Source organism: Polynucleobacter sp. QLW-P1DATA-2, from assembly GCF_001870365.1.
GTDB lineage: Bacteria > Pseudomonadota > Gammaproteobacteria > Burkholderiales > Burkholderiaceae > Polynucleobacter.
Map to the genome: position 1 here is coordinate 450,566 of NZ_LZMQ01000003.1, position 20,456 is coordinate 471,021.

Annotated in this window: 15 protein-coding genes, 2 tRNA genes and 1 pseudogene; 16 read left to right on the plus strand and 2 right to left on the minus strand. The window is 45.5% G+C overall.

The genetic code is table 11. The annotated features are described in order from the left end of the window. Positions 1-13: 13 nt before the first annotated feature. The 7 genes and pseudogenes from A9236_RS04850 to A9236_RS04880 all read left to right on the plus strand — a co-directional run bounded on the left by A9236_RS04850 (position 14) and on the right by A9236_RS04880 (position 7,636). Entirely contained in the window at positions 14-1,054 is a 1,041-nt protein-coding gene (locus A9236_RS04850; RefSeq protein ID WP_236638704.1) for an RluA family pseudouridine synthase, read from the plus strand. A gap of 2 nt (positions 1,055-1,056) precedes the next feature. Continuing rightward, positions 1,057-1,800: a peptidoglycan editing factor PgeF gene (gene pgeF, locus A9236_RS04855; RefSeq protein WP_071465746.1), complete on the plus strand. Its 744-nt coding sequence runs from the start codon at positions 1,057-1,059 to the stop codon at positions 1,798-1,800. 131 nt (positions 1,801-1,931) lie between these two features. Then, a pseudogene (gene phaC, locus A9236_RS04860) lies at positions 1,932-3,555 on the plus strand (class I poly(R)-hydroxyalkanoic acid synthase). A 41-nt stretch (positions 3,556-3,596) separates the two neighbouring features. Further along, positions 3,597-4,337: a 3-ketoacyl-ACP reductase gene (locus A9236_RS04865; protein WP_071465748.1), complete on the plus strand. Its 741-nt coding sequence runs from the start codon at positions 3,597-3,599 to the stop codon at positions 4,335-4,337. A gap of 111 nt (positions 4,338-4,448) precedes the next feature. Then, positions 4,449-5,009, plus strand: coding sequence for a polyhydroxyalkanoate synthesis repressor PhaR (gene phaR, locus A9236_RS04870; protein ID WP_071465749.1), 561 nt, complete (start codon positions 4,449-4,451; stop codon positions 5,007-5,009). 2 nt (positions 5,010-5,011) lie between these two features. Further along, positions 5,012-6,370 carry a 30S ribosomal protein S12 methylthiotransferase RimO gene (gene rimO, locus A9236_RS04875; protein WP_071465750.1) on the plus strand — a complete coding sequence of 453 codons (1,359 nt, stop codon included), beginning with the start codon at positions 5,012-5,014 and terminating at the stop codon, positions 6,368-6,370. A gap of 81 nt (positions 6,371-6,451) precedes the next feature. After that, positions 6,452-7,636, plus strand: coding sequence for an acetyl-CoA C-acyltransferase family protein (locus A9236_RS04880; protein ID WP_071465751.1), 1,185 nt, complete (start codon positions 6,452-6,454; stop codon positions 7,634-7,636). A gap of 23 nt (positions 7,637-7,659) precedes the next feature. Here the strand turns inward: A9236_RS04880 and serB are convergent, their stop codons facing one another. Beyond that, on the minus strand, positions 7,660-8,550 hold the full coding sequence (gene serB / locus A9236_RS04885; RefSeq protein WP_071465752.1) for a phosphoserine phosphatase SerB: 891 nt from the start codon (positions 8,548-8,550) through the stop codon (positions 7,660-7,662). Positions 8,551-8,582: 32 nt separating this feature from the next. Then, a complete protein-coding gene (gene mfd, locus A9236_RS04890) occupies positions 8,583-12,125 on the minus strand; it encodes a transcription-repair coupling factor (RefSeq protein ID WP_071465753.1) in 3,543 nt (1,180 codons plus the stop codon). 23 nt (positions 12,126-12,148) lie between these two features. On the opposite strand from mfd, the gene ispD reads away from it, so the two are divergent. The 9 genes from ispD (at position 12,149) to A9236_RS04935 (ending at position 20,443) form a co-directional block, all read left to right on the plus strand. After that, the gene (gene ispD, locus A9236_RS04895; RefSeq protein ID WP_071465754.1) at positions 12,149-12,898 is read left to right on the plus strand and encodes a 2-C-methyl-D-erythritol 4-phosphate cytidylyltransferase; all 750 of its coding nucleotides are present in this window, start codon (positions 12,149-12,151) and stop codon (positions 12,896-12,898) included. A gap of 1 nt (position 12,899) precedes the next feature. Beyond that, on the plus strand, positions 12,900-13,403 hold the full coding sequence (gene ispF, locus A9236_RS04900) for a 2-C-methyl-D-erythritol 2,4-cyclodiphosphate synthase (RefSeq protein WP_071465755.1): 504 nt from the start codon (positions 12,900-12,902) through the stop codon (positions 13,401-13,403). Between the two features lie 31 nt (positions 13,404-13,434). After that, positions 13,435-14,025, plus strand: a complete 591-nt coding sequence (locus A9236_RS04905) for a malonic semialdehyde reductase (RefSeq protein ID WP_071465756.1) — start codon at positions 13,435-13,437, stop codon at positions 14,023-14,025. A 68-nt stretch (positions 14,026-14,093) separates the two neighbouring features. After that, positions 14,094-14,180: transfer RNA gene (locus A9236_RS04910), tRNA-Leu, on the plus strand. A 57-nt stretch (positions 14,181-14,237) separates the two neighbouring features. Beyond that, positions 14,238-15,575, plus strand: coding sequence for a trigger factor (gene tig / locus A9236_RS04915; RefSeq protein WP_071465757.1), 1,338 nt, complete (start codon positions 14,238-14,240; stop codon positions 15,573-15,575). Positions 15,576-15,605: 30 nt separating this feature from the next. Beyond that, positions 15,606-16,235, plus strand: a complete 630-nt coding sequence (gene clpP, locus A9236_RS04920) for an ATP-dependent Clp endopeptidase proteolytic subunit ClpP (protein WP_071465758.1) — start codon at positions 15,606-15,608, stop codon at positions 16,233-16,235. A 35-nt stretch (positions 16,236-16,270) separates the two neighbouring features. Next, positions 16,271-17,629: an ATP-dependent Clp protease ATP-binding subunit ClpX gene (gene clpX, locus A9236_RS04925; protein WP_071465759.1), complete on the plus strand. Its 1,359-nt coding sequence runs from the start codon at positions 16,271-16,273 to the stop codon at positions 17,627-17,629. Between the two features lie 190 nt (positions 17,630-17,819). Then, positions 17,820-20,252 carry an endopeptidase La gene (lon, locus tag A9236_RS04930; RefSeq protein ID WP_071465760.1) on the plus strand — a complete coding sequence of 811 codons (2,433 nt, stop codon included), beginning with the start codon at positions 17,820-17,822 and terminating at the stop codon, positions 20,250-20,252. A 115-nt stretch (positions 20,253-20,367) separates the two neighbouring features. Beyond that, positions 20,368-20,443, plus strand: a tRNA-Val gene (locus tag A9236_RS04935). The last annotated feature ends 13 nt before the right edge of the window (positions 20,444-20,456 follow it).

The window sequence follows — 20,456 nt, forward strand, 5'->3', positions numbered from 1 at the left end:
AGGCTCTTTAAGCGTGGCATTGCCGCAAACTCCTGATTCGAATCCCATTGATTATATCGATGAAGAGGATTTCATCTCCCTGGATATTCCCATGGAGATGGCTGGTGAACGCCTAGACAAGGTGCTAGCAGGCTCCTTGCCCGATTATTCCCGAAACCGGCTTAAGACATGGGTAGAGGCGGGGGCTGTCATGGTCGATGGCAAGGTCACTAAAGCCCGTTATTTACTTAGGGGAGGGGAGAGTATTAAGGTATTTCCCCAAGAAATGCCTGAGCAGTACGCCTTTAGTCCCGAAGATATTCCCTTGGATGTTGTTTACGAGGACGATGCGATCATTGTGATCAATAAACCCCCTGGTCTGGTAGTGCATCCGGCGGCCGGGAATTGGTCGGGCACCTTATTAAATGGCCTTTTATTTAAATATCCGGAGCTGAAGTCTTTGCCGCGGGCAGGTATTGTCCATAGATTGGATAAAGATACCTCGGGATTAATGGTGGTTGCTAGAACATCCCAAGCCCAAACTTCACTTGTGAGGCAATTGCAGGAAAGAACGGTTGGCCGTAGATATTTGGCTTTGGTTTGGGGTGAAGCACCCAGTCAAGGTAAGGTCCTTGCCTCGGTTGGCCGGGATCAACGTGATCGACTCAAAATGGCTGCAGGTAGTCCACAAGGTAAGCCTGCTGCAACATTATTTCGTCGCTTAGCCAAAGGAACGTTTAAGGAAATGTCTGTTGCCTTGCTCGAGTGCCGATTGGAAACTGGGCGCACTCATCAAATTCGGGTGCATCTAGAGTCTCTTGGGTTTCCATTATTAGGTGATCCTGTTTATCGCAAAAAGACACCGGGTGTTGCCAAGTTATTGCCTTTTGAGCGCCAAGCTTTGCATGCATTTGCTTTAAGCCTGCAGCACCCTGTAAGCCACGACCTGATTAGCTGCTTCCGTCTACCACCACCTGATTTCATGGGCCTGCTGACTGAGGTTAATTTATCTGAATCTGATCTTCCGCAAGAATCCCTTGTGTTGGCCTCTATTCATAACGAGTCTCGCTCATAACAATGGGTTTAGAGTTTCTAAGGCCGCAATGGCCATGTCCAGAACAAGTTCAGTCTTTGGTTACCACTCGACTTGGTGGTGTTAGTGAATCTCCTTATAGCTCGCTCAACCTTGGAGATCATGTCGGTGATTTATTGGATCACGTCAAAGCCAACAGGGCATTATTAAAAGAGCATCTCCCGACAGATCCAATTTGGCTAAAGCAAGTGCATGGAACTATCGTCAGCACACCCAAGGATCGTGTTTTGGTGGCGGATGCCATTGTCACCAATATCCCAAATGAAGTTTTAGCCATCATGACTGCAGATTGCTTGCCCGTTTTATTTTCAAATAATGCTGGCTCTGTCATTGGCGCTGCCCATGCTGGCTGGAGAGGGCTTAGTGCCGGGGTGCTTGAAAACACTGTCAAAGAAATGAAGAAACTGACTAAGGATGATGATGACAACATCGTTGCTTGGCTTGGGCCCGCAATAGGACCCAATGCTTTTGAGGTAGGTCAAGATGTAGTGGATGCATTTCAGGCTACTGGAATCCTTTATTCAAAGGATGTGTTTAAGGCCATTGCAAGCAAGCCTGGAAAGTATTTAGCAGATCTTTACGAATTAGCCCACGGTCATCTCAAGTCAGTCGGTGTCGATGAGGTTCATGGCGGTAACCATTGCACGGTTACCCAAGCAGATCAATTTTTTTCTTATCGTCGCGATGGTGTAACGGGTAGATTTACTAATCTGATTTGGATTTCCTAATTCAATTAATTGTCATCTGATCGTTTTAAGATGAGGGTAATTACTAGCTTATTCATAAGGCTAGGGTTATTGCGTATAACTCTACGTCTCTTATGGATGGAGAATGTCATAACTTAATACGCGAGACTACTATGTTTGCAGGTATGAATACTGGTGCAACGCCTTCTTTGGCGCCCCACCATATGGCACTAATTCCCCAAGAGCGTTTAGCTGAAATTCAAAAAGAATATTTCACTGAACTTGCGCACATTGCCACTAACCCAGAAGCGATTGAAGTCAAAGATCGTCGCTTTGCCGGTAAGGCTTGGCATTCCTCTTGGAGTAAGGTTATTGCAGCAACCTACCTGCTGAATTCGAAACATCTACTATCTCTTGCTAAGGCTGTAGACACAGATGAGAAAACGCGTCAGAAGATATTGTTCACAACTGAACAAATGATTGATGCGCTCTCGCCATCGAATTTCATCGCAACGAATCCAGAAGTTCTTGAAAATATTATTAGCACCCAAGGACAGTCCATTCAAAAGGGTATTGTCAATTTGCTCGGCGATATGAAAAAGGGCAAAGTATCAATTACTGATGAGACCGCTTTTGAAGTTAGGAAAAAATATAGCTACCACTGAAGGTCATGTGGTGTTTCGTAATGAGTTATTTGAACTGATTCAATACGCACCATTAACTGAAACGGTATTTGAGCGCCCGTACTTAATGGTGCCCCCGTGTATTAATAAGTACTACATCCTTGATCTGCAGCCAGATAATTCCGTGGTGCGTCATATGGTGTCGCAAGGCCATACGGTATTTTTAGTGTCCTGGAAAAATCCTGATGCCTCTATGGCTGAAGTCAGTTGGGAAGACTACGTAGGCAAGGGCGTTATGAAAGCGATAGAAGTTGCCCAGGATATCGGCGCATCTAAGCAAATCAATATTTTGGGATTCTGTGTTGGTGGAACACTTACTTCATCGGCGCTTGCAGTCTTGGCGGCCCGCAATCAACATCCTGCGGCAAGTCTTACGCTCTTCACCACCTTGCTTGATTTCACCAATACCGGCATCTTAGATGTCTTTATTGATGAGGGTATGGTAGAACTCCGCGAAAAATCTATTGGCGGTAAGGGCGGTAAGTACGGAATGATGTCGGGATTAGACCTAGGTAACACATTTTCTTTTTTGCGCCCGAATGATTTAGTTTGGAATTACGTTGTCGAGAATTACCTTAAGGGAAATTCTCCGCCTCCATTTGACCTGTTGTACTGGAATGGGGATTCCACCAATCTACCGGGCAATATGTATTGCTGGTATTTGCGTCATACCTATTTGCAAAATGATTTGATTAAACCAGGCAAAGTCACGATTTGTGGTGAGAAGATAGATTTGGGCAAAATTAACTGCCCAGCTTATTTATATGCATCCCAAGAAGATCATATTGTTCCTTGGCAGTCGGCCTATGAATCGACTCACATTCTGAAGGGAAAAAATCGTTTTGTTCTAGGGGCATCTGGACATATTGCAGGCGTGATTAATCCGCCGGCGAAGAACAAGCGTTACTACTTTGAAAACAATAAGATTGCCCCAACTGCAGCGGAATGGCTTGAAGGATCTAAGCAGATTCCTGGAAGTTGGTGGCCTAACTATACAAAATGGCTTGAGCAATTTGGAGGGGAACAAAAACCAGCAAGCAAAACATTTGGTAATGACAAATATAAAAAGCTGGAAGCTGCACCGGGTGTTTATGTAAAAGAAAAAGCAGCTTAATGAATTGAATTATTAATGAAAATTTTTACAAGGGGAAAGTGATGTCACAAAAAGTCGCATATGTAACTGGTGGTATGGGTGGAATCGGTACCGCTATTTGCCAACGCTTGGCAAAAGATGGTTTTAAAGTTATTGCGGGCTGTGGCCCAAATTCACCACGTAAAGATCGTTGGATTGGCGAGCAAAAAGCTCTAGGCTATGACTTCATTGCCTCAGAAGGCAATGTTTCTGACTGGGATAGTACGGTCGCTGCGTTTGAAAAGGTAAAAGCGGAAGTAGGTCGTGTAGATGTCTTGGTCAATAATGCCGGAATCACCCGAGACAGCGTGTTCCGCAAAATGACGCCTGATGCCTGGAAAGCGGTTATTGATACGAACCTCAATTCATTATTCAATGTAACCAAGCAAGTAATTGATGGCATGGTTGATAACAATTGGGGCCGGATTATTAATATCTCTTCTGTGAATGGTCAAAAGGGCCAATTTGGTCAATGCAACTATTCCACTGCTAAAGCCGGTCTGCATGGTTTTACTATGGCTTTGGCTCAAGAGGTTGCTACTAAGGGTGTAACGGTCAATACAGTATCTCCAGGTTATATTGGTACAGATATGGTCAAGGCCATCCGTGAGGATGTATTGGAAAAAATTGTTTCGGGCATTCCGGTCAAGCGTTTAGGGACGCCCGATGAGATTGCTTCAATTTGCTGTTGGATTGCATCTGAAGATGGTGGTTACGCTACTGGAGCAGACTTCTCCCTGAATGGTGGTATTCATACCGGCTAATTTAGCCAATAATGCAGTATTGCTGCGCTGCAACACGGCTAATTTACCTTTTGGTCAAACTTATGGATAAACTATGCCGATGTTGCGTTGCAGTAATTAGTTAGGATAAAAATGGCTACCCGAAATAAAAGAGCTGGTGAAGATCGCCTCATCAAGAAGTACCCCAATCGTCGTCTCTATGACACCCAAACAAGCACCTATGTCACTTTGTCTGATATCAAAGGTCTTGTGATGACCAGCGAAAACTTTAAAGTAGTTGATGCGAAGACGGACGAAGATCTCACGCGCAATATCCTGCTACAAATTATTTTGGAAGAAGAGGCTGGTGGTGCACCAGTATTTTCAACCCAGATGCTTTCACAAATCATTCGCTTCTATGGAAACTCGATGCAAGGTTTGATGGGTAATTATCTCGAGAAGACAATGCAGTCTTTCGTAGACATCCACAATAAATTAGGCGACCAAACCAAAGGTCTTGGTGCTGGCAGCACTCCAGAGGCCTGGTCTCAAATGCTTAATCTCCAGAACCCTTTGATGCAAGGGTTGATGGGAAATTATATGGAGCAAAGCAAAGACTTATTTGTCAAAATGCAAGAACAAATGCAAGGCTCTCACAATATGTTTGGTAGCTTTCCATTTACGCCCCAGCCAAATAAAGCAGAAAAAGAATAGTTGTGGCGGGGAAAATTGGATTTGTTTCCTTGGGCTGCCCCAAGGCATTGGTAGATTCTGAGTTAATTCTTACTCAATTGAGTGCTGAGGGTTACGAGACCGCTAAAGATTATTCTGGTGCAGATCTTGTAGTGGTGAATACCTGCGGCTTTATCGACTCTGCTGTTGAAGAAAGTCTCTCGGCAATTGGCGAAGCCCTGGCAGAAAACGGCAAGGTTATCGTGACGGGTTGCTTAGGCGCCAGAAAGAATGCTGATGGGAGTGATCTCATTCAAAGCATTCACCCTAAAGTTCTAGCTGTTACTGGCCCACACGCTACCGACGAGGTAATGCAAGCCATTCATTTGCACTTGCCTAAACCGCATGACCCCTTTACCGATTTAGTTCCGCCTGCTGGTGTCAAACTAACGCCTAAGCATTACGCCTATTTAAAGATTTCTGAAGGTTGTAATCATCGCTGCACGTTTTGCATTATTCCTAGTATGCGTGGCGACTTAGTATCGCGTCCTATTGGTGAGGTGTTGCTTGAAGCAAAGCGCCTCTTTGAATCTGGTGTAAAAGAATTATTGGTGGTTTCTCAAGATACCAGTGCTTATGGTGTTGATGTTCAATATCGCACAGGTTTTTGGGATGGCAAGCCAGTCAAAACTAGGATGTTTGATTTAGTTAACGCATTGAATCAAATTGCTAGAGAGCATCAAGCGTGGGTTCGCTTACATTATGTTTACCCATATCCCCATGTTGACGACATCTTGCCTTTGATGGCGGAGTTCTCCGAGCATGGCTATGGTGTTTTACCTTATTTAGATATTCCGCTGCAACATGCTCATCCAGATGTTTTAAAACGAATGAAACGCCCAGCCAGTGGTGAGAAGAATTTGGAGCGTATTTTGGCATGGCGTCAGGCCTGCCCAGATCTCGTGATTCGAAGCACTTTTATTGCCGGCTTTCCGGGTGAGACTGAATTAGAGTTTGAGTATTTGCTGAACTTCTTGGAAGAGGCTCAAATCGATCGTGCGGGTTGCTTCGCCTATTCTCCGGTTGATGGTGCAACAGCAAACCAATTGGATAATCCCGTACCGGATGCCATTCGTGAAGAACGTAGAGCTAGGTTTATGGCTAAGGCAGAGGAAATCTCTATCAAACGCCTTTCTAAAAAAGTTGGCAAACGAATTCAAGTCCTGATAGACCGGGTTGATGAGTCAGGCGGTATAGGAAGAACAATCGGAGATGCCCCTGAAATTGATGGTTTAGTGAGAGTTTTGCCTCCCAGCAAGCCTTCCAAACGCTACCGTACCGGTGAAATCATTCGTGCCACTGTCATTGGCTCCCAAGGGCATGACCTAATTGCCGAAACTTGACGATTGTTATAAAAATACTGTTTGTATCATTAAGTCAGTACAAATTCAGCCCATTCATTGGGCATAGCTAAGGGGATTGATATGAGTCGTGATGTCGTTGTCTTAAGTGCAGTTCGTTCTGCAATTGGTACCTTCAATGGTTCTTTAAGCAGCTTTGAACCTTCAGAGCTCGGCGGAATCGTCATGAAAGAAGCGGTCTCTCGCTCTGGTGTTGATCCTGCGCTGATTAATTACGTAACCGTGGGCAATACGATTCCGACAGATAGTCGTTATGCCTATGTTGCACGTGTTGCAGCCATTCAGGCAGGCTTGCCAATGGAGTCTGTTGCCATGGCACTGAACCGCCTATGTAGTTCGGGTTTGCAAGCGATTGTAACTACTGCTCAGCAAATTATGTTGGGCGATTGTGATTACGGTGTTGGTGGTGGTGTCGAAGTGATGTCACGCGGCATGTATGGTTCACCTGCGATGCGCAGTGGTGCTCGCATGGGTGACACCAAGATGATTGACTTAATGGTAGCTGTATTGACAGACCCATTTGGCGTTGGTCATATGGGCGTTACTGCAGAAAACCTAGTTGAAAAATGGAAGCTAACCCGCGAAGAGCAGGATGCATTGGCTGTTGAATCTCATCGACGTGCCGCAAATGCAATTAAAGAGGGTCGCTTCAAATCCCAAATTGTTCCAATCACGATTAAAACTCGCAAGGGTGACATCGTGTTTGATACGGATGAGCATTGCAAGCCAGATACCACCATGGAAACTCTGGGTAAGATGAAAGCGGTGTTCAAAAAAGAGGGTGGGTCGGTAACGGCTGGTAATGCTTCTGGAATTAACGATGGTGCAGCATTCTTCGTCTTAGCCGATGCAGAAACTGCTAAGAAGGCTGGTCATAAGCCAATCGCTCGCTTAGTTTCTTATGCCGTTGCTGGTGTTCCAAACCACATCATGGGCGAAGGCCCAATTCCTGCCACTAAGCTGGCGCTAGAGCGCGCTGGTCTCAAGTTGGATCAAATCGATGTGATCGAGTCTAATGAAGCATTTGCTGCTCAAGCCTTAGCTGTTACTAAAGGCCTGGGCTTGGACCCTGCTAAAACAAACGTCAACGGCGGCGCAATTGCATTAGGTCACCCCATTGGCTGTTCGGGTGCAGCGATTGCGACAAAGGCGATCCATGAGTTGCAACGTGTTCAAGGTAAATATGCTTTGGTGACTATGTGTATCGGTGGCGGTCAAGGTATTGCAACTATTTTCGAACGCTTATAAGCAAGCAATTTACTGCTGATGACTTAAGCTATAAGCAGTAAGGCAGCATCCAAGCCGACGTGGTCAAAAGCCGCGTCGGCTTTTTCTTTAACGACAGGCTTAGCCAGATAGGCAACACTAATGCCAGAACCATTCATCATGATGAGATCATTGGCGCCATCGCCCATGGTGATTGCGCTTGCCTTGGTGCGGCCTAGAGCACGGCATGCTTCATCTAAATAGGCCGCTTTAGCGGACCCATCGACGATGTTGCCCAACACCCTCCCGGTAAGCTTGCCGTCGATAATTTCTAGTGTGTTGGCCTGTGTCTGCTTAAATCCTAATTGCTGACGCAATTTCTCTGTAAAAAAAGTAAAGCCACCCGAAACCAGGAGCGTATAAAGACCACGCTGATTGGCGCCAGCCAGTAATTCAATTGCGCCTGGGTTAGGCTTCAGACGCTCACGGTAGACAGATTCCAGTGCATCAGCATGAACGCCTTCTAAAAGTGCAACCCGTCTTCGCAAACTCTCTTTGAAATCTTTAATTTCGCCCCGCATAGTAGCTTCTGTAATTTCAGCAACAGCGGATTTCTTGCCTGTGAAATCGGCAATCTCATCGATACATTCAATATTGATCAGCGTGGAATCCATATCCATCGCCAAAACGCATATATCTTGAGGAATCAAATCTGATCTCAGAAAGCAGAGATCCGTTTTATACCCAGTAGCAATGGATCGTAAAGATTCTCTTTGACCTATATCGAGATGTTGATTACTACTCCAGCGCTCTAAATGATATGAGCCATTGGCAGTTTGGTTGCCAATGCTATGCAAGCTAACACCGAATTGCAAAGCGCGATCTTTCAGCTCGAAGACAAGCTTTTCGGAGATGGGGTCTCTAGAAAGAGCTACTAGCGTTTGATGGTTCAGCATGTCTAAATAATAGTGGATATAAAAAGACTTGTTTAGCTAGCTTTGGCGGGGCTAAGCACAGCAGATTCATTTAAACGGCGCAAAACTTGGCGAATGGCATCAAGACGCTGTTCTAACTTCTCAAATTCACGGTCTTTTTGAGGCAATACTTTGAGCTTGTCTTGCCCATTAAGTTGGATATGCTTTGATGATTGAATTAGCTGAATGATCTTCAATGGATCGATTGGCGGGTTGGGGATAAATTGAATTTGAATAGATGCTGGTGTCGCATCAATTTTTTTAATGCCAAAGCCAGTCATTTCTAGTCTTAAGCGGTGTGTTTCATAAAAAGATTTAGCCTGATCAGGTAGGTCACCAAAACGATCTACTAGCTCTTCTCTTAAGCCCATGAGTTCAGAGAAATCGTTACAGCCTGCAAAGCGTTTATACAGAGATAAACGTTCATGCACATCAGGACAGTAGTCATCAGGAAGTAGGGCAGGCACACCTAAGTTGACATCAGTAGTAGCTTGTAATGGAGATAGTAAGTCTGGCTCTTTGCCACTACGCAGGGATTTCACCGCGCGATTGAGCATCTCGGTATACAACTGAAAGCCTATCTCATGAATCTCACCAGATTGTTTGTCTCCCAAAACTTCACCAGCACCCCGAATTTCTAGGTCATGCATAGCTAAGTAGAAACCTGAACCTAACTCTTCCATTGCCTGAATGGCATTTAATCGCAATTGCGCTTGTTTGCTGAGGGCTTCAGGATCAGGAACTAACAGGTAAGCATAGGCTTGATGGTGTGATCTGCCAACGCGACCTCGTAACTGGTGCAATTGTGCCAAGCCAAATTTATCAGCTCGATGCATGATGATGGTATTAGCAGTTGGTACATCAATACCAGTTTCAATAATGGTGGTACACAGCAAAATATTAGTTCGCTGCGTAACAAATTCACGCATGACTGATTCTAGTTCTCGTTCATGCATTTGGCCGTGGGCTACGCTAATACGGGCCTCAGGTATTAGCTCTTGTAATGCGTGTTTTCGGTTTTCAATAGTTTCTACTTCGTTATGTAGGAAATAGACTTGACCACCTCGTTTAATTTCACGCAATACAGCTTCCCGAATAACCCCATCGCCTTCGCGTCTCACAAAGGTTTTGATAGCCAAACGCTTTTGTGGTGCAGTCGCAATAATTGAAAACTCGCGCAAGCCTTCCATTGCCATTCCTAATGTTCTGGGAATGGGGGTCGCTGTCAATGTCAATATATCTACTTCAGCACGCAAAGCCTTCAAAGCATCTTTTTGGCGAACACCAAAGCGATGCTCCTCGTCCACAATGACTAGTCCTAAGTTTGCAAATTGCGTTTCCTTGGAAAGGAGCTTGTGAGTTCCAATAATGATGTCAGCGTCGCCCTTAGCAATCGCCTCTAAAGCAGCATTAATTTCTTTAGTAGTTTTAAACCGGGATAACTCCACAATGCGAACCGGCCAATCTGCGAAGCGATCCTTCCAGGTGGCTACATGTTGCTCTGCTAGTAGAGTGGTTGGGGCCAAGATAGCGACTTGCTTACCTCCCATTACGGCGACAAAGCTCGCTCGTAAGGCAACTTCAGTTTTACCAAAACCAACATCCCCGCAGACTAGGCGATCCATCGGGGTGCCGCTGGTCATATCACCAATGACTGCTGCAATTGCATTGGCTTGATCGGGCGTTTCCTCAAAGCCGAAACTTTCTGCAAATGCTGCATAGTCGTGTGCTGAAAATTCAAATGCATGGCCTTTCCGTATTGCTCTAGCAGCATAGAGCCCCAGAAGTTCAGCAGCAGTATCTCGTATTTGTTGAGCAGCTTTGCGTTTAGCCTTATCCCATTGACCCGAGCCCAACTGATGAAGCGGTGCCGAGTCTGGATCTGAGCCTGCATAGCGAGTCACCATCTGTAGTTGTTGAACAGGCACATACAAGGTGGCTTGCCCAGCATATTGAAGGTGCAAAAACTCTTCAAAGATGGGGGCCTCTTTGGGTGGCGCAAGATTCAGTAGCACTAGACCTTGATAGCGTCCTATGCCATGCTCTGCATGAACTACTGGATCGCCGATCTTTAGCTCAGATAAATCCTTGAAAAGCATATCTGGATCGGCACTTTCAGATCCTTTGCTCTTACGTCTTTGTCTTGCGGTAGAGGTGAATAGCTCCGCCTCTGTAAGAACCAATAGATTTTCAGCTTGCCAGAGAAAACCATTGAATAGCGGGGCGGTGACAAGCCCAAAGAGAGAGTCGCTCTTCACAAAATCAGCAATTCCCTCGAAGCTTTCAGGCCTCAATGGATAGAGCGCCTTGCCATCCTGGCCAGTAACGGAATTACTCTCTTCTAATAGTTGACGGATTGATTCCTTACGGCCGGCACTATCGCTGCAGATCAGTACGCGAAGCCTCTCTTTTTTAACCACTTCTCGTAAACGAGAAATTGGATCTGCATCGCGGCGGTGTACTGCGATATCGGGAACGGGAAGAAACTGATTTGCATTATTTTCTTCATTGTCTAAAACCAAACGTGCGAAGGGTTTAGAGGTGGTGAAGAATTCATCAACGTCTAGAAAAAGTTCCTTGGGCTGAAGAATAGGGCGATCTAAATCATGCTTGAGGAATTCATACCTTGAAAGGGTATCTTTCCAGAAACTGCGTATCGCTTCTTCTACATTGCCAATACTCACCAGCCAAACTGGATCACCCGTTCTTGGAAAGTAATCAAATAGATTGGACTGTTCTTCAAAAAATAGTGGCAGGTAGGATTCGATGCCCGCACTTGGGATGCCTAAATTGGCATCTTTATAAATTGAGCAGCGGGTTGGATCACCCTCAAAGACCTCTCGCCAACGGCCCCTGAAGGACGTCCGGGCTGCATCATTAAAGGGAAACTCATGTCCCGGAAGTAAGCGAACTTCTTTAACTGGGTACAGGCTGCGTTGGGTATCAGGGTCAAAAGATCGAATTTGTTCAATTTCATCGCCAAACAAATCTAGGCGGTAAGGTAGGGTAGATCCCATGGGAAATAAATCAATTAAACCGCCGCGAATACTATATTCCCCTGGGCGCATCACGGCGCTGACAGGATCGTAGCCGGCCTGCTGTAACTGCAGTTTTAATGCCGCTTCATTGAGTTTGTCACCTTGTCTAAAGAAGAAGGTATGACCAGATAAAAACTGTGGAGGGCCTAAGCGTTGCAGTGCTGTGGTTACAGGCACCAACACAACATCACAGCTACCGTTTAGTAACTCATATAGAGTGGCTAGGCGCTCTGAGACTAAATCTTGGTGCGGTGAGAAATGATCATATGGAAGAATTTCCCAGTCTGGCAGTAGGCGAACTCTAAGTTGGGGCGCAAAACTAGGGATTTCTTCTAGGAGTCTTTGGGCTTCCTGTGCCTGCGCACAAAAAACCACCATGACAGAGAAATCATTGCGGTAGCGCAGGGCAGCTTGAGCCAAAAGAGCTGCATCTCCCGATCCAACTAGGCCTGAAAAGGTAAAGCGCTGCCCAGCCCGTGGCGCGGGTATGGGGGGTGCTGGATTTAATGCATCAGACATCTACGCTCATTATAGAATCAGGTATGAGTTCAGGAATCCAAACCCTCCCGAAATGTCACGCACTCTTGCCTACGGCAGGAACAGGCTCGCGCTTAGGCGGAGAGCTTCCCAAGCAGTTTCAGCAACTCGCTGGTAAGCCGATGTTGGCTCATGCCATAGAGGCATTTATGCAATGCCCTCATATTGAATCCATCTGGATCGGGGTATCTCCAGCGTTTATTGACAACCCGAGCCTCAAAAATCTTTCCAAAGGAAATAAACCAATTTATTTCTTGCCAACGGGTGGCCCTACTCGACAAGAGACTGTTCGCAATACCTTGGCTGCTTTACTAAAGTCTGGGCTTGCGGATCAGGATTGGGTATTGGTTCATGATGCTGCTAGGCCTGGTATCACCCCCGAGTTAATTGAGAAACTCATCACTGCCGTACAACAGTCTGAATCAGGAGGGCTGCTGGCAGTTCCTCTGGCGGACACCTTAAAGCAAGCAGATTTAGATTCTGTGGTCGCAGGTAATCTACCTCATGCTGAAAAAACGATTCCTCGAGAGCATCTTTGGCAAGCTCAAACTCCGCAAATGTTTGGCTTGAAGAAACTACACTCTGCAATTGACGAGGCCATACGTCTAGAGGCTGATATTACTGATGAGGCAAGTGCCATGGAATTGGCCGGCATCAAACCACTATTGATTGAAGGCGCATCCCGCAACTTCAAGGTAACAAATCCTGCGGATTGGGATTTGATGGAGCGCTTATTAAGTTCACACCAAAAATAATATGACCCAAAGCAATTCTCACATCCCGCAATTCCGTATTGGTCAAGGTTATGACGTGCATGCCCTGGTGGCTGATCGTCAATTAATTCTTGGTGGTGTTCATGTCCCTTACGAGAAGGGGTTGCTAGGACACTCTGATGCGGATGCTTTATTACATGCATTAACAGATGCGCTCTTGGGAGCTGCAGGCTTAAATGACATTGGCCAATTATTTCCAGATACTGATCCTCAGTTTAAAGGTATGGATAGCCGCATTTTGCTCAGAGCAGCCTTACAAAAGGTTCAAGCAGCTGGCTACCATGTTGGAAACGTGGATGCCACGATTATTTGTCAGAGGCCTAAGTTAGCTAATTACTTGCCCGAGATGGTGCGTAATATTGCTGCAGATCTGGCTGTCACACCGAGCCATGTAAACCTGAAAGCAAAGACAAATGAATCCCTTGGACATCTCGGTAGAGGAGAGGGCATTGCTGTTCATGCTGTTGCTTTGCTCTATAAGGTCTAATTACTAACTTAAACACTTACTGGAGTCATGCATGGGTAATTCCATTGATCAAGTTGCGCTTAAACAATTATTTATAGATGCTCGCACGCACAATGCGTGGCAACAAAAATCCGTAAGCGATGATCAACTGAAGCAGATATACGATCTGTTTAAATACGCTCCAACCTCAGTCAATTGCAATCCGGCCCGCATTGTCTTCGTCAAGAGTTTGGCAGAAAAAGAGCGCTTAGTTGCTTGCGTTAACCCTGGTAATGTCGATAAAACGAGAAATGCCCCGGTGACAGCGATTGTTGGTATGGATCTCGATTTTTATGAGGCTCTGCCTACATTGTTTCCCCATGCAGATGCGAAGAGCTGGTTTGTGGGAAAAGAGGGCTTCATTCAATCAACTGCCTTCAGAAATTCAAGCCTTCAAGGTGCCTACTTGATCTTAGCAGTAAGAGCTTTGGGGCTAGATTGCGGTGCCATGAGTGGTTTTGATGCAGAAAAGGTAAATGCGGAGTTTTTCCCCAATGGCAGGGTAAAAGTGAACTTTTTACTCAATATTGGATACGGGGACAGCTCTAGCTTGTTGCCACGTCAACCCCGCCCATCCTTTGATGAGGCCTGCAAGATCCTCTAGAGCCCTAAGCATTGTAGAATTATGGTCTTTAGAGTGAAGTTTAAGCGTGGCAGTGTTTGCGGATATTCGCGAGGATGGCGAAATTGGTAGACGCACCAGGTTTAGGTCCTGACGCCAGAAATGGTGTGGGGGTTCGAGTCCCCCTCCTCGCACCACAAGATTGCTACTTGGCTTGGACTTCACATTTCCAGATCTTCAATTAAGAGACGAGAATGGCTGTGCAGATAGAAAATTTAGGTTCGTTAGACCGCAAAATGACTTTGGAATTCGCTCGTGCCGATTTGGTAAAAGCGCGTGAAGCTCGTTTGGCCAAAATTGGCAAGACTATGAAGGTGGCTGGCTTTCGTCCAGGTAAAGTGCCTAAGAACATGGTTGAAAAACAATACGGCATGCAAGTCGATTTCGAACTGCAATTTGACAAAGCCTCTGAGCTCTTTTATGAGCAAAGTCAAAAAGAAGGAATTGCTCTTGCTGGTCAACCACGTCTTGAGCCTAAAAGTGAACTCGATGCAGACAAAATTGTTTTCGATGCATTTTTTGAGGTGTTGCCTGAAGTAAAGATTGGAGATTTCAGCAAAGCTGAGGTGACTAAACACACTACAGAAATTGGCGAAGCTGAGATTGATCGTGCGCTTGACGTTTTACGCAAACAGCAAGTTCACTACCATCCACGCGGCGAAGCTGGTCCGCATGGTGATGGCGGTTCAAACACAGCGGCACAAAATGGGGATCAAGTAGTAATCGATTTTGTGGGCAAGATTGATGGTGTTGAGTTTGCGGGCGGCAAAGCAGAAAACTTTGAATACGTTTTAGGTGAAGGTCGCATGCTTCCTGAATTTGAAGCGGCTACATTGGGTCTTAAAGCAGGTGAAAGCAAATCTTTCCCATTAAGCTTTCCAGCTGATTACCACGGTAAAGACGTTGCGGGCAAAACTGCTGAGTTCACTATCACTGTAAAGTCTGTGAACTGGGCACACTTGCCAGCAGTTGATGATGCATTTGCGCTCTCCTTAGGAGTCACTGAAGGCGGCGTTGCAAAGATGCGTGAAGAAGTTAAGCAAAATTTAGATCGCGAAGTTAAGCGTCGTATTACTTCATTGTTGAAAAACGAAGTAATGGATAAGATCAATGACTTATGTGAGTTGGATGTTCCAAAATCTCTGGTTGCATCTGAACAAGAGCGTTTAGTTGAAGGGGCTCGTCAAGACCTCATGCAGCGCGGCGTTCCTAATGCTAAAGATGCTCCAATTCCCCCAGAGATTTTTGCTGAGCAAGCCCAAAAACGCGTTCGTCTTGGTTTGATCTTGGGTGACTTGGTCAAGAAAAATAACCTTGCTGCTACAGCTGATCAAATTAAAGCTGAGATCGACGAGCAGGCTGCAACTTACGAAGATCCAAAAGAAGTGGTTCGTTGGTTCTATAGCAATCCAAGCCGCCTCAAAGATATCGAAAACTTGGTCTTGGAAGACAACGTAATTAAGCATTTCACCTCACAGGCCAAAGTGAACGATAAAGCAATCAGCTTTGAAGAATTAAGCAAGCTAAACTAAGTCCATCCATCTATCTAAAAGGGCGTACACATGAATCAGAACCATTTTCAATCTGAAAATTTTGAACCAAAAGGATTGGGTCTGGTTCCGATGGTGATTGAAACCTCTGGACGAGGTGAGCGCGCGTACGACATTTACTCTCGCTTATTAAGAGAGCGTGTTGTTTTCTTGGTGGGCGAAGTGAATGATCAAACAGCGAATCTAGTCATTGCTCAGCTGTTGTTCCTTGAGAGCGAAAATCCAGACAAAGATATCTCCCTTTATATCAATTCTCCGGGTGGTTCTGTCTCTGCAGGTTTGGCAATCTACGACACCATGCAATTCATTAAACCCCACGTAAGCACTCTGTGTATGGGTATGGCAGCTAGTATGGGTGCATTTTTGTTATGTGCTGGCGAGAAGGGTAAGCGGTATGCGCTGCCAAATTCTCGCGTAATGATCCATCAACCATTGGGCGGTGCCCGTGGTCAAGCCTCTGATATTGAAATTCAGGCTCGTGAGATTTTGTACTTGCGTGAGCGATTAAATAAGATTTTGGCTGATCGTACAGGCCAATCAATTGAAACCATTGCAAAAGATACTGATCGTGACAACTTTATGTCTGCTGAGCAGGCACGTGAATATGGCTTGATCGATAAAGTCATTGAAAAACGTCCCTAAGCCTTAGACCCCACTTTACTAATTGAGCGAATATTTTGAGCGACACCACTTCCAATTCAGCTGACAAAATTTTGTATTGCTCTTTCTGCGGCAAGAGTCAGCATGAGGTGAAGAAGTTAATCGCTGGCCCATCGGTATTTATTTGCGATGAGTGTATTGATCTTTGTACAGACATCATTCAAGAAGAAATCGCGAAACTTCCTAAGGAAGAGGGCGATGATTCGCTGCCTACGCCGCATCAGATTCGTGAGAACCTCGATCAGTATGTGATTGGTCAAGACCATGCTAAGAAAACCTTGGCAGTTGCCGTATACAACCATTACAAGCGCTTGCAGTATTTGCCAAAGCCTAAGAAGGAAAAGTTGGATAAGGATGGCAAGCCTGTTGAAGCCTTAGATAAAAAAGAAACTAAAGCGCCAGCCAAGGCGATTGTGGATGGAGTTGAATTAGCAAAAAGTAATATTTTGCTCATTGGCCCAACAGGATCTGGCAAGACTTTGCTTGCTCAAACTCTTGCGCGGATGCTTGATGTGCCCTTTGTCATGGCTGATGCAACTACCTTGACTGAAGCTGGCTATGTTGGTGAAGACGTAGAGAATATTATCCAAAAGCTTCTACAGGCTTGTGATTACAACGTAGAAAAAGCTCAACGTGGCATTGTGTATATTGATGAGATCGATAAGATTTCACGTAAGTCTGATAACCCATCAATTACTCGTGACGTATCGGGTGAAGGTGTCCAACAGGCCTTACTCAAGCTAGTTGAAGGCACCATGGCTTCGGTGCCACCACAAGGTGGTCGCAAACATCCTAACCAAGATTTCCTGCAGGTTGATACGACTAATATTTTGTTCATCTGCGGCGGCGCATTTGATGGCTTAGAGAAAGTCATTCAGCAACGCACAGCAAAAACAGGTATTGGCTTTAATGCTGCTGTTCCAGGTAAGGATGATCGCGGTGTCAGTGATCTACTCATTGAAGTTGAGCCAGAAGACCTCATTAAGTTTGGTTTGATCCCAGAATTGATTGGCCGCTTACCTGTTGTGGCGACTTTGGCACAGCTAGATGAAGAGGCTCTAATCCAGATTTTGACTGAGCCTAAAAATGCTCTCGTTAAGCAATACCAAGCACTTCTCACGATGGAGGGCTCTGAGCTTGAAGTACGCCGAGAAGCTCTTTCAGCGATTGCTAAGAAGGCAATTGCTCGCAAAACAGGTGCTCGCGGCCTTAGATCTATCCTCGAGGGCTCTTTGATGGATGTGATGTATGACCTACCTTCACTTAAGAATGTCCAGAAGGTGGTGATCGATGAATCAAGCATTGCTGAGGGTGGAAAGCCCTTGCTGGTTTACAAACAAGATCTCGATCAAGCGGATTTAAGCAAAAAAGCCTGATTTATCAGGGTTTTCGCTATTTTGGGGGCATTTTTGCCCCTTTTTTGCACTTTTCCCCCTTGAATTTCTCAGAGAGCTACCCATATAGGTAGTATGCTACTCAAGAATAATGTCTGTATTTAGTGGTGATTTAATTAAATAGCCCTAGAAAAAGACTATTGAGGATTGACTACTTTGGAGGAATTGCCCTATGCCTGGCCACTTATTACTACCCTCTGAACCGATTCAACTACCTTTGCTCCCTTTAAGGGACGTAGTTGTGTTTCCTCATATGGTGATCCCTTTGTTTGTGGGTCGCCCCAAATCCATCAAAGCGCTTGAAGCAGCCATGGAAACCGGTAAAAACGTTCTTTTAGTGGCTCAAAAGACAGCTGCTAAGGATGAGCCTGGCATCGAAGATCTTTATGAGGTGGGCTGTATTGCCAATATCCTCCAGATGCTAAAACTGCCTGATGGCACGGTGAAGGTGCTTGTTGAGGGTGTTCAGCGTGCTGAAGTGAGTCAAATTGAAGATAGCCTTGGCTATTTCAATTGTGAGGCAACGCCTACTGCAATGAATGTAATTGACGCGCATGAGACGGAGGCACTTCGTCGCGCGATCATGGCGCAGTTCGATCAGTACGTAAAACTGAATAAAAAAGTCCCACAAGAAATTCTTTCATCGCTTGGCGGTATCGATGATCCAAGCCGTTTAGCCGACACTATTTGCGCTCACTTACCAGTTAAGCTCGAACAAAAGCAGCGCTTACTCGAGATGACTGATGTTGTTCAGCGTCTTGAAAGTTTATTAGCTGATCTCGAAAGCGAAATCGATATTCTTCAAGTAGAAAAACGTATCCGTGGTCGCGTTAAGCGTCAGATGGAAAAGAGTCAGCGTGAGTATTACTTGAACGAACAAGTCAAAGCGATTCAAAAAGAATTAGGTGAGGGCGAAGAGGGTGCTGATCTCGAGGAGCTCGAAAAGCGTATTAAAGCCGCTCGCATGCCTAAGGAGGCTTTGAAAAAGGCTGAGTCAGAGCTGAAGAAACTTAAGTTGATGTCACCGATGTCAGCTGAGGCTACTGTCATCCGTAACTTCATTGATACCTTGGTTAATCTTCCTTGGAAGAAAAAAACTAAGATCAATAATGATCTGTCTAATGCTGAGAAAGTATTGGATGAAGATCACTATGGCTTAGATAAAGTCAAAGAACGTATTTTGGAGTACCTCGCAGTTCAACAGCGAGTTGATCGAGTGAAGGCCCCGATTCTTTGCTTGGTTGGCCCTCCTGGTGTTGGTAAAACCTCTCTAGGTCAATCGATTGCCCGCGCTACGAATAGAAAATTTGTTCGTATGGCTTTGGGTGGCGTTCGCGATGAATCTGAAATTCGAGGCCATCGTCGAACTTATATTGGCTCTATGCCAGGCAAGATCCTCTCAAGCCTCACTAAAGTAGGCGTTCGCAATCCATTATTCCTGTTGGATGAGGTGGATAAGATGGGCATGGACTTCCGTGGCGATCCTGCCAGCGCCTTACTTGAGGTATTGGATCCAGAGCAGAATCACACCTTTCAGGATCACTATGTCGAAGTAGATTTTGATCTATCTGATGTCATGTTCGTGGCAACCTCGAACTCTTTGAATATTCCTGGACCATTACTTGATCGCCTGGAGATCATTCGCTTGGCAGGATACACAGAAGATGAGAAGACTAGCATTGCTGTGAATTATCTGATCCCAAAACAAATCAAAAATAATGGTTTGAAAAAGGATGAATTAAAGATTGAAGAAAGCGCTGTGCGTAACATGATTCGTTACTACACCCGTGAAGCCGGCGTACGCTCTCTAGAAAGAGAAATTAGCAAGATTTGCCGCAAGGTAGTTAAGCTTTTGCTCTTGAAAAAAGAGGCTGCACCAGTTGTTGTCAATGCAGATAATTTAGAGAAGTTTTTATCTGTTCGCATGTATGACTTCGGTTTAGCTGGTAAGGAGAATCAAGTTGGGCAAGTCACAGGCCTTGCGTGGACTGAAGTTGGCGGCGATCTGCTGACCATTGAGGCTGCAACAATGCCTGGCAAAGGGGTTATCACTCGCACTGGCTCTATTGGTGATGTAATGAAAGAATCCGTTGAGGCAGCTCGTACAGTTGTTAGATCTAGGGCGAAGCGTCTTGGTATTGCTGATGAAGCTTTTGAGAAGAAAGATATTCATATTCACTTTCCTGATGGCGCAACTCCAAAAGATGGTCCATCTGCTGGTATTGCGATCACTACCGCTTTGGTTTCGGTATTCACCGGAATTCCTATTCGCTCAGATGTTGCGATGACTGGTGAAATCACCCTACGCGGTGAAGTTCTGCCGATTGGCGGCTTGAAAGAGAAGTTATTGGCAGCACATCGTGGTGGCATTAAGTTGGCATTAATTCCGGAAGAGAATGTAAAGGATTTGATCGAGATTCCGGATAACGTCAAGAATGCTATAGAGATTGTTCCTGTACGTTGGATAGATAAAGTGCTTGAACTTGCTCTAGAGCGGATGCCAGAGGCCTTGCCTGAGCCTACCCCTGAGGAGTTGGCAAAGAAGGCGTCAGAAGCCAGTAAAGCAAGCGGAAACGTTCCTTCCGGGGATGTTCTCAAGCACTAAGCTAATTAGAGGGCGGATCTAAACCCGCCAATCGAATCCTCTAATCCAGGGTCCGTTTGGCGGTATTTCATCCAGAAATCTTTGCTTGGGTTACAATCTCACCTGTAATATTTTGGGGCGCTTAGCTCAGTTGGTAGAGCGTCTGCCTTACACGCAGAATGTCGGGAGTTCGAGCCTCTCAGCGCCCACCAAAGTATTTATCTT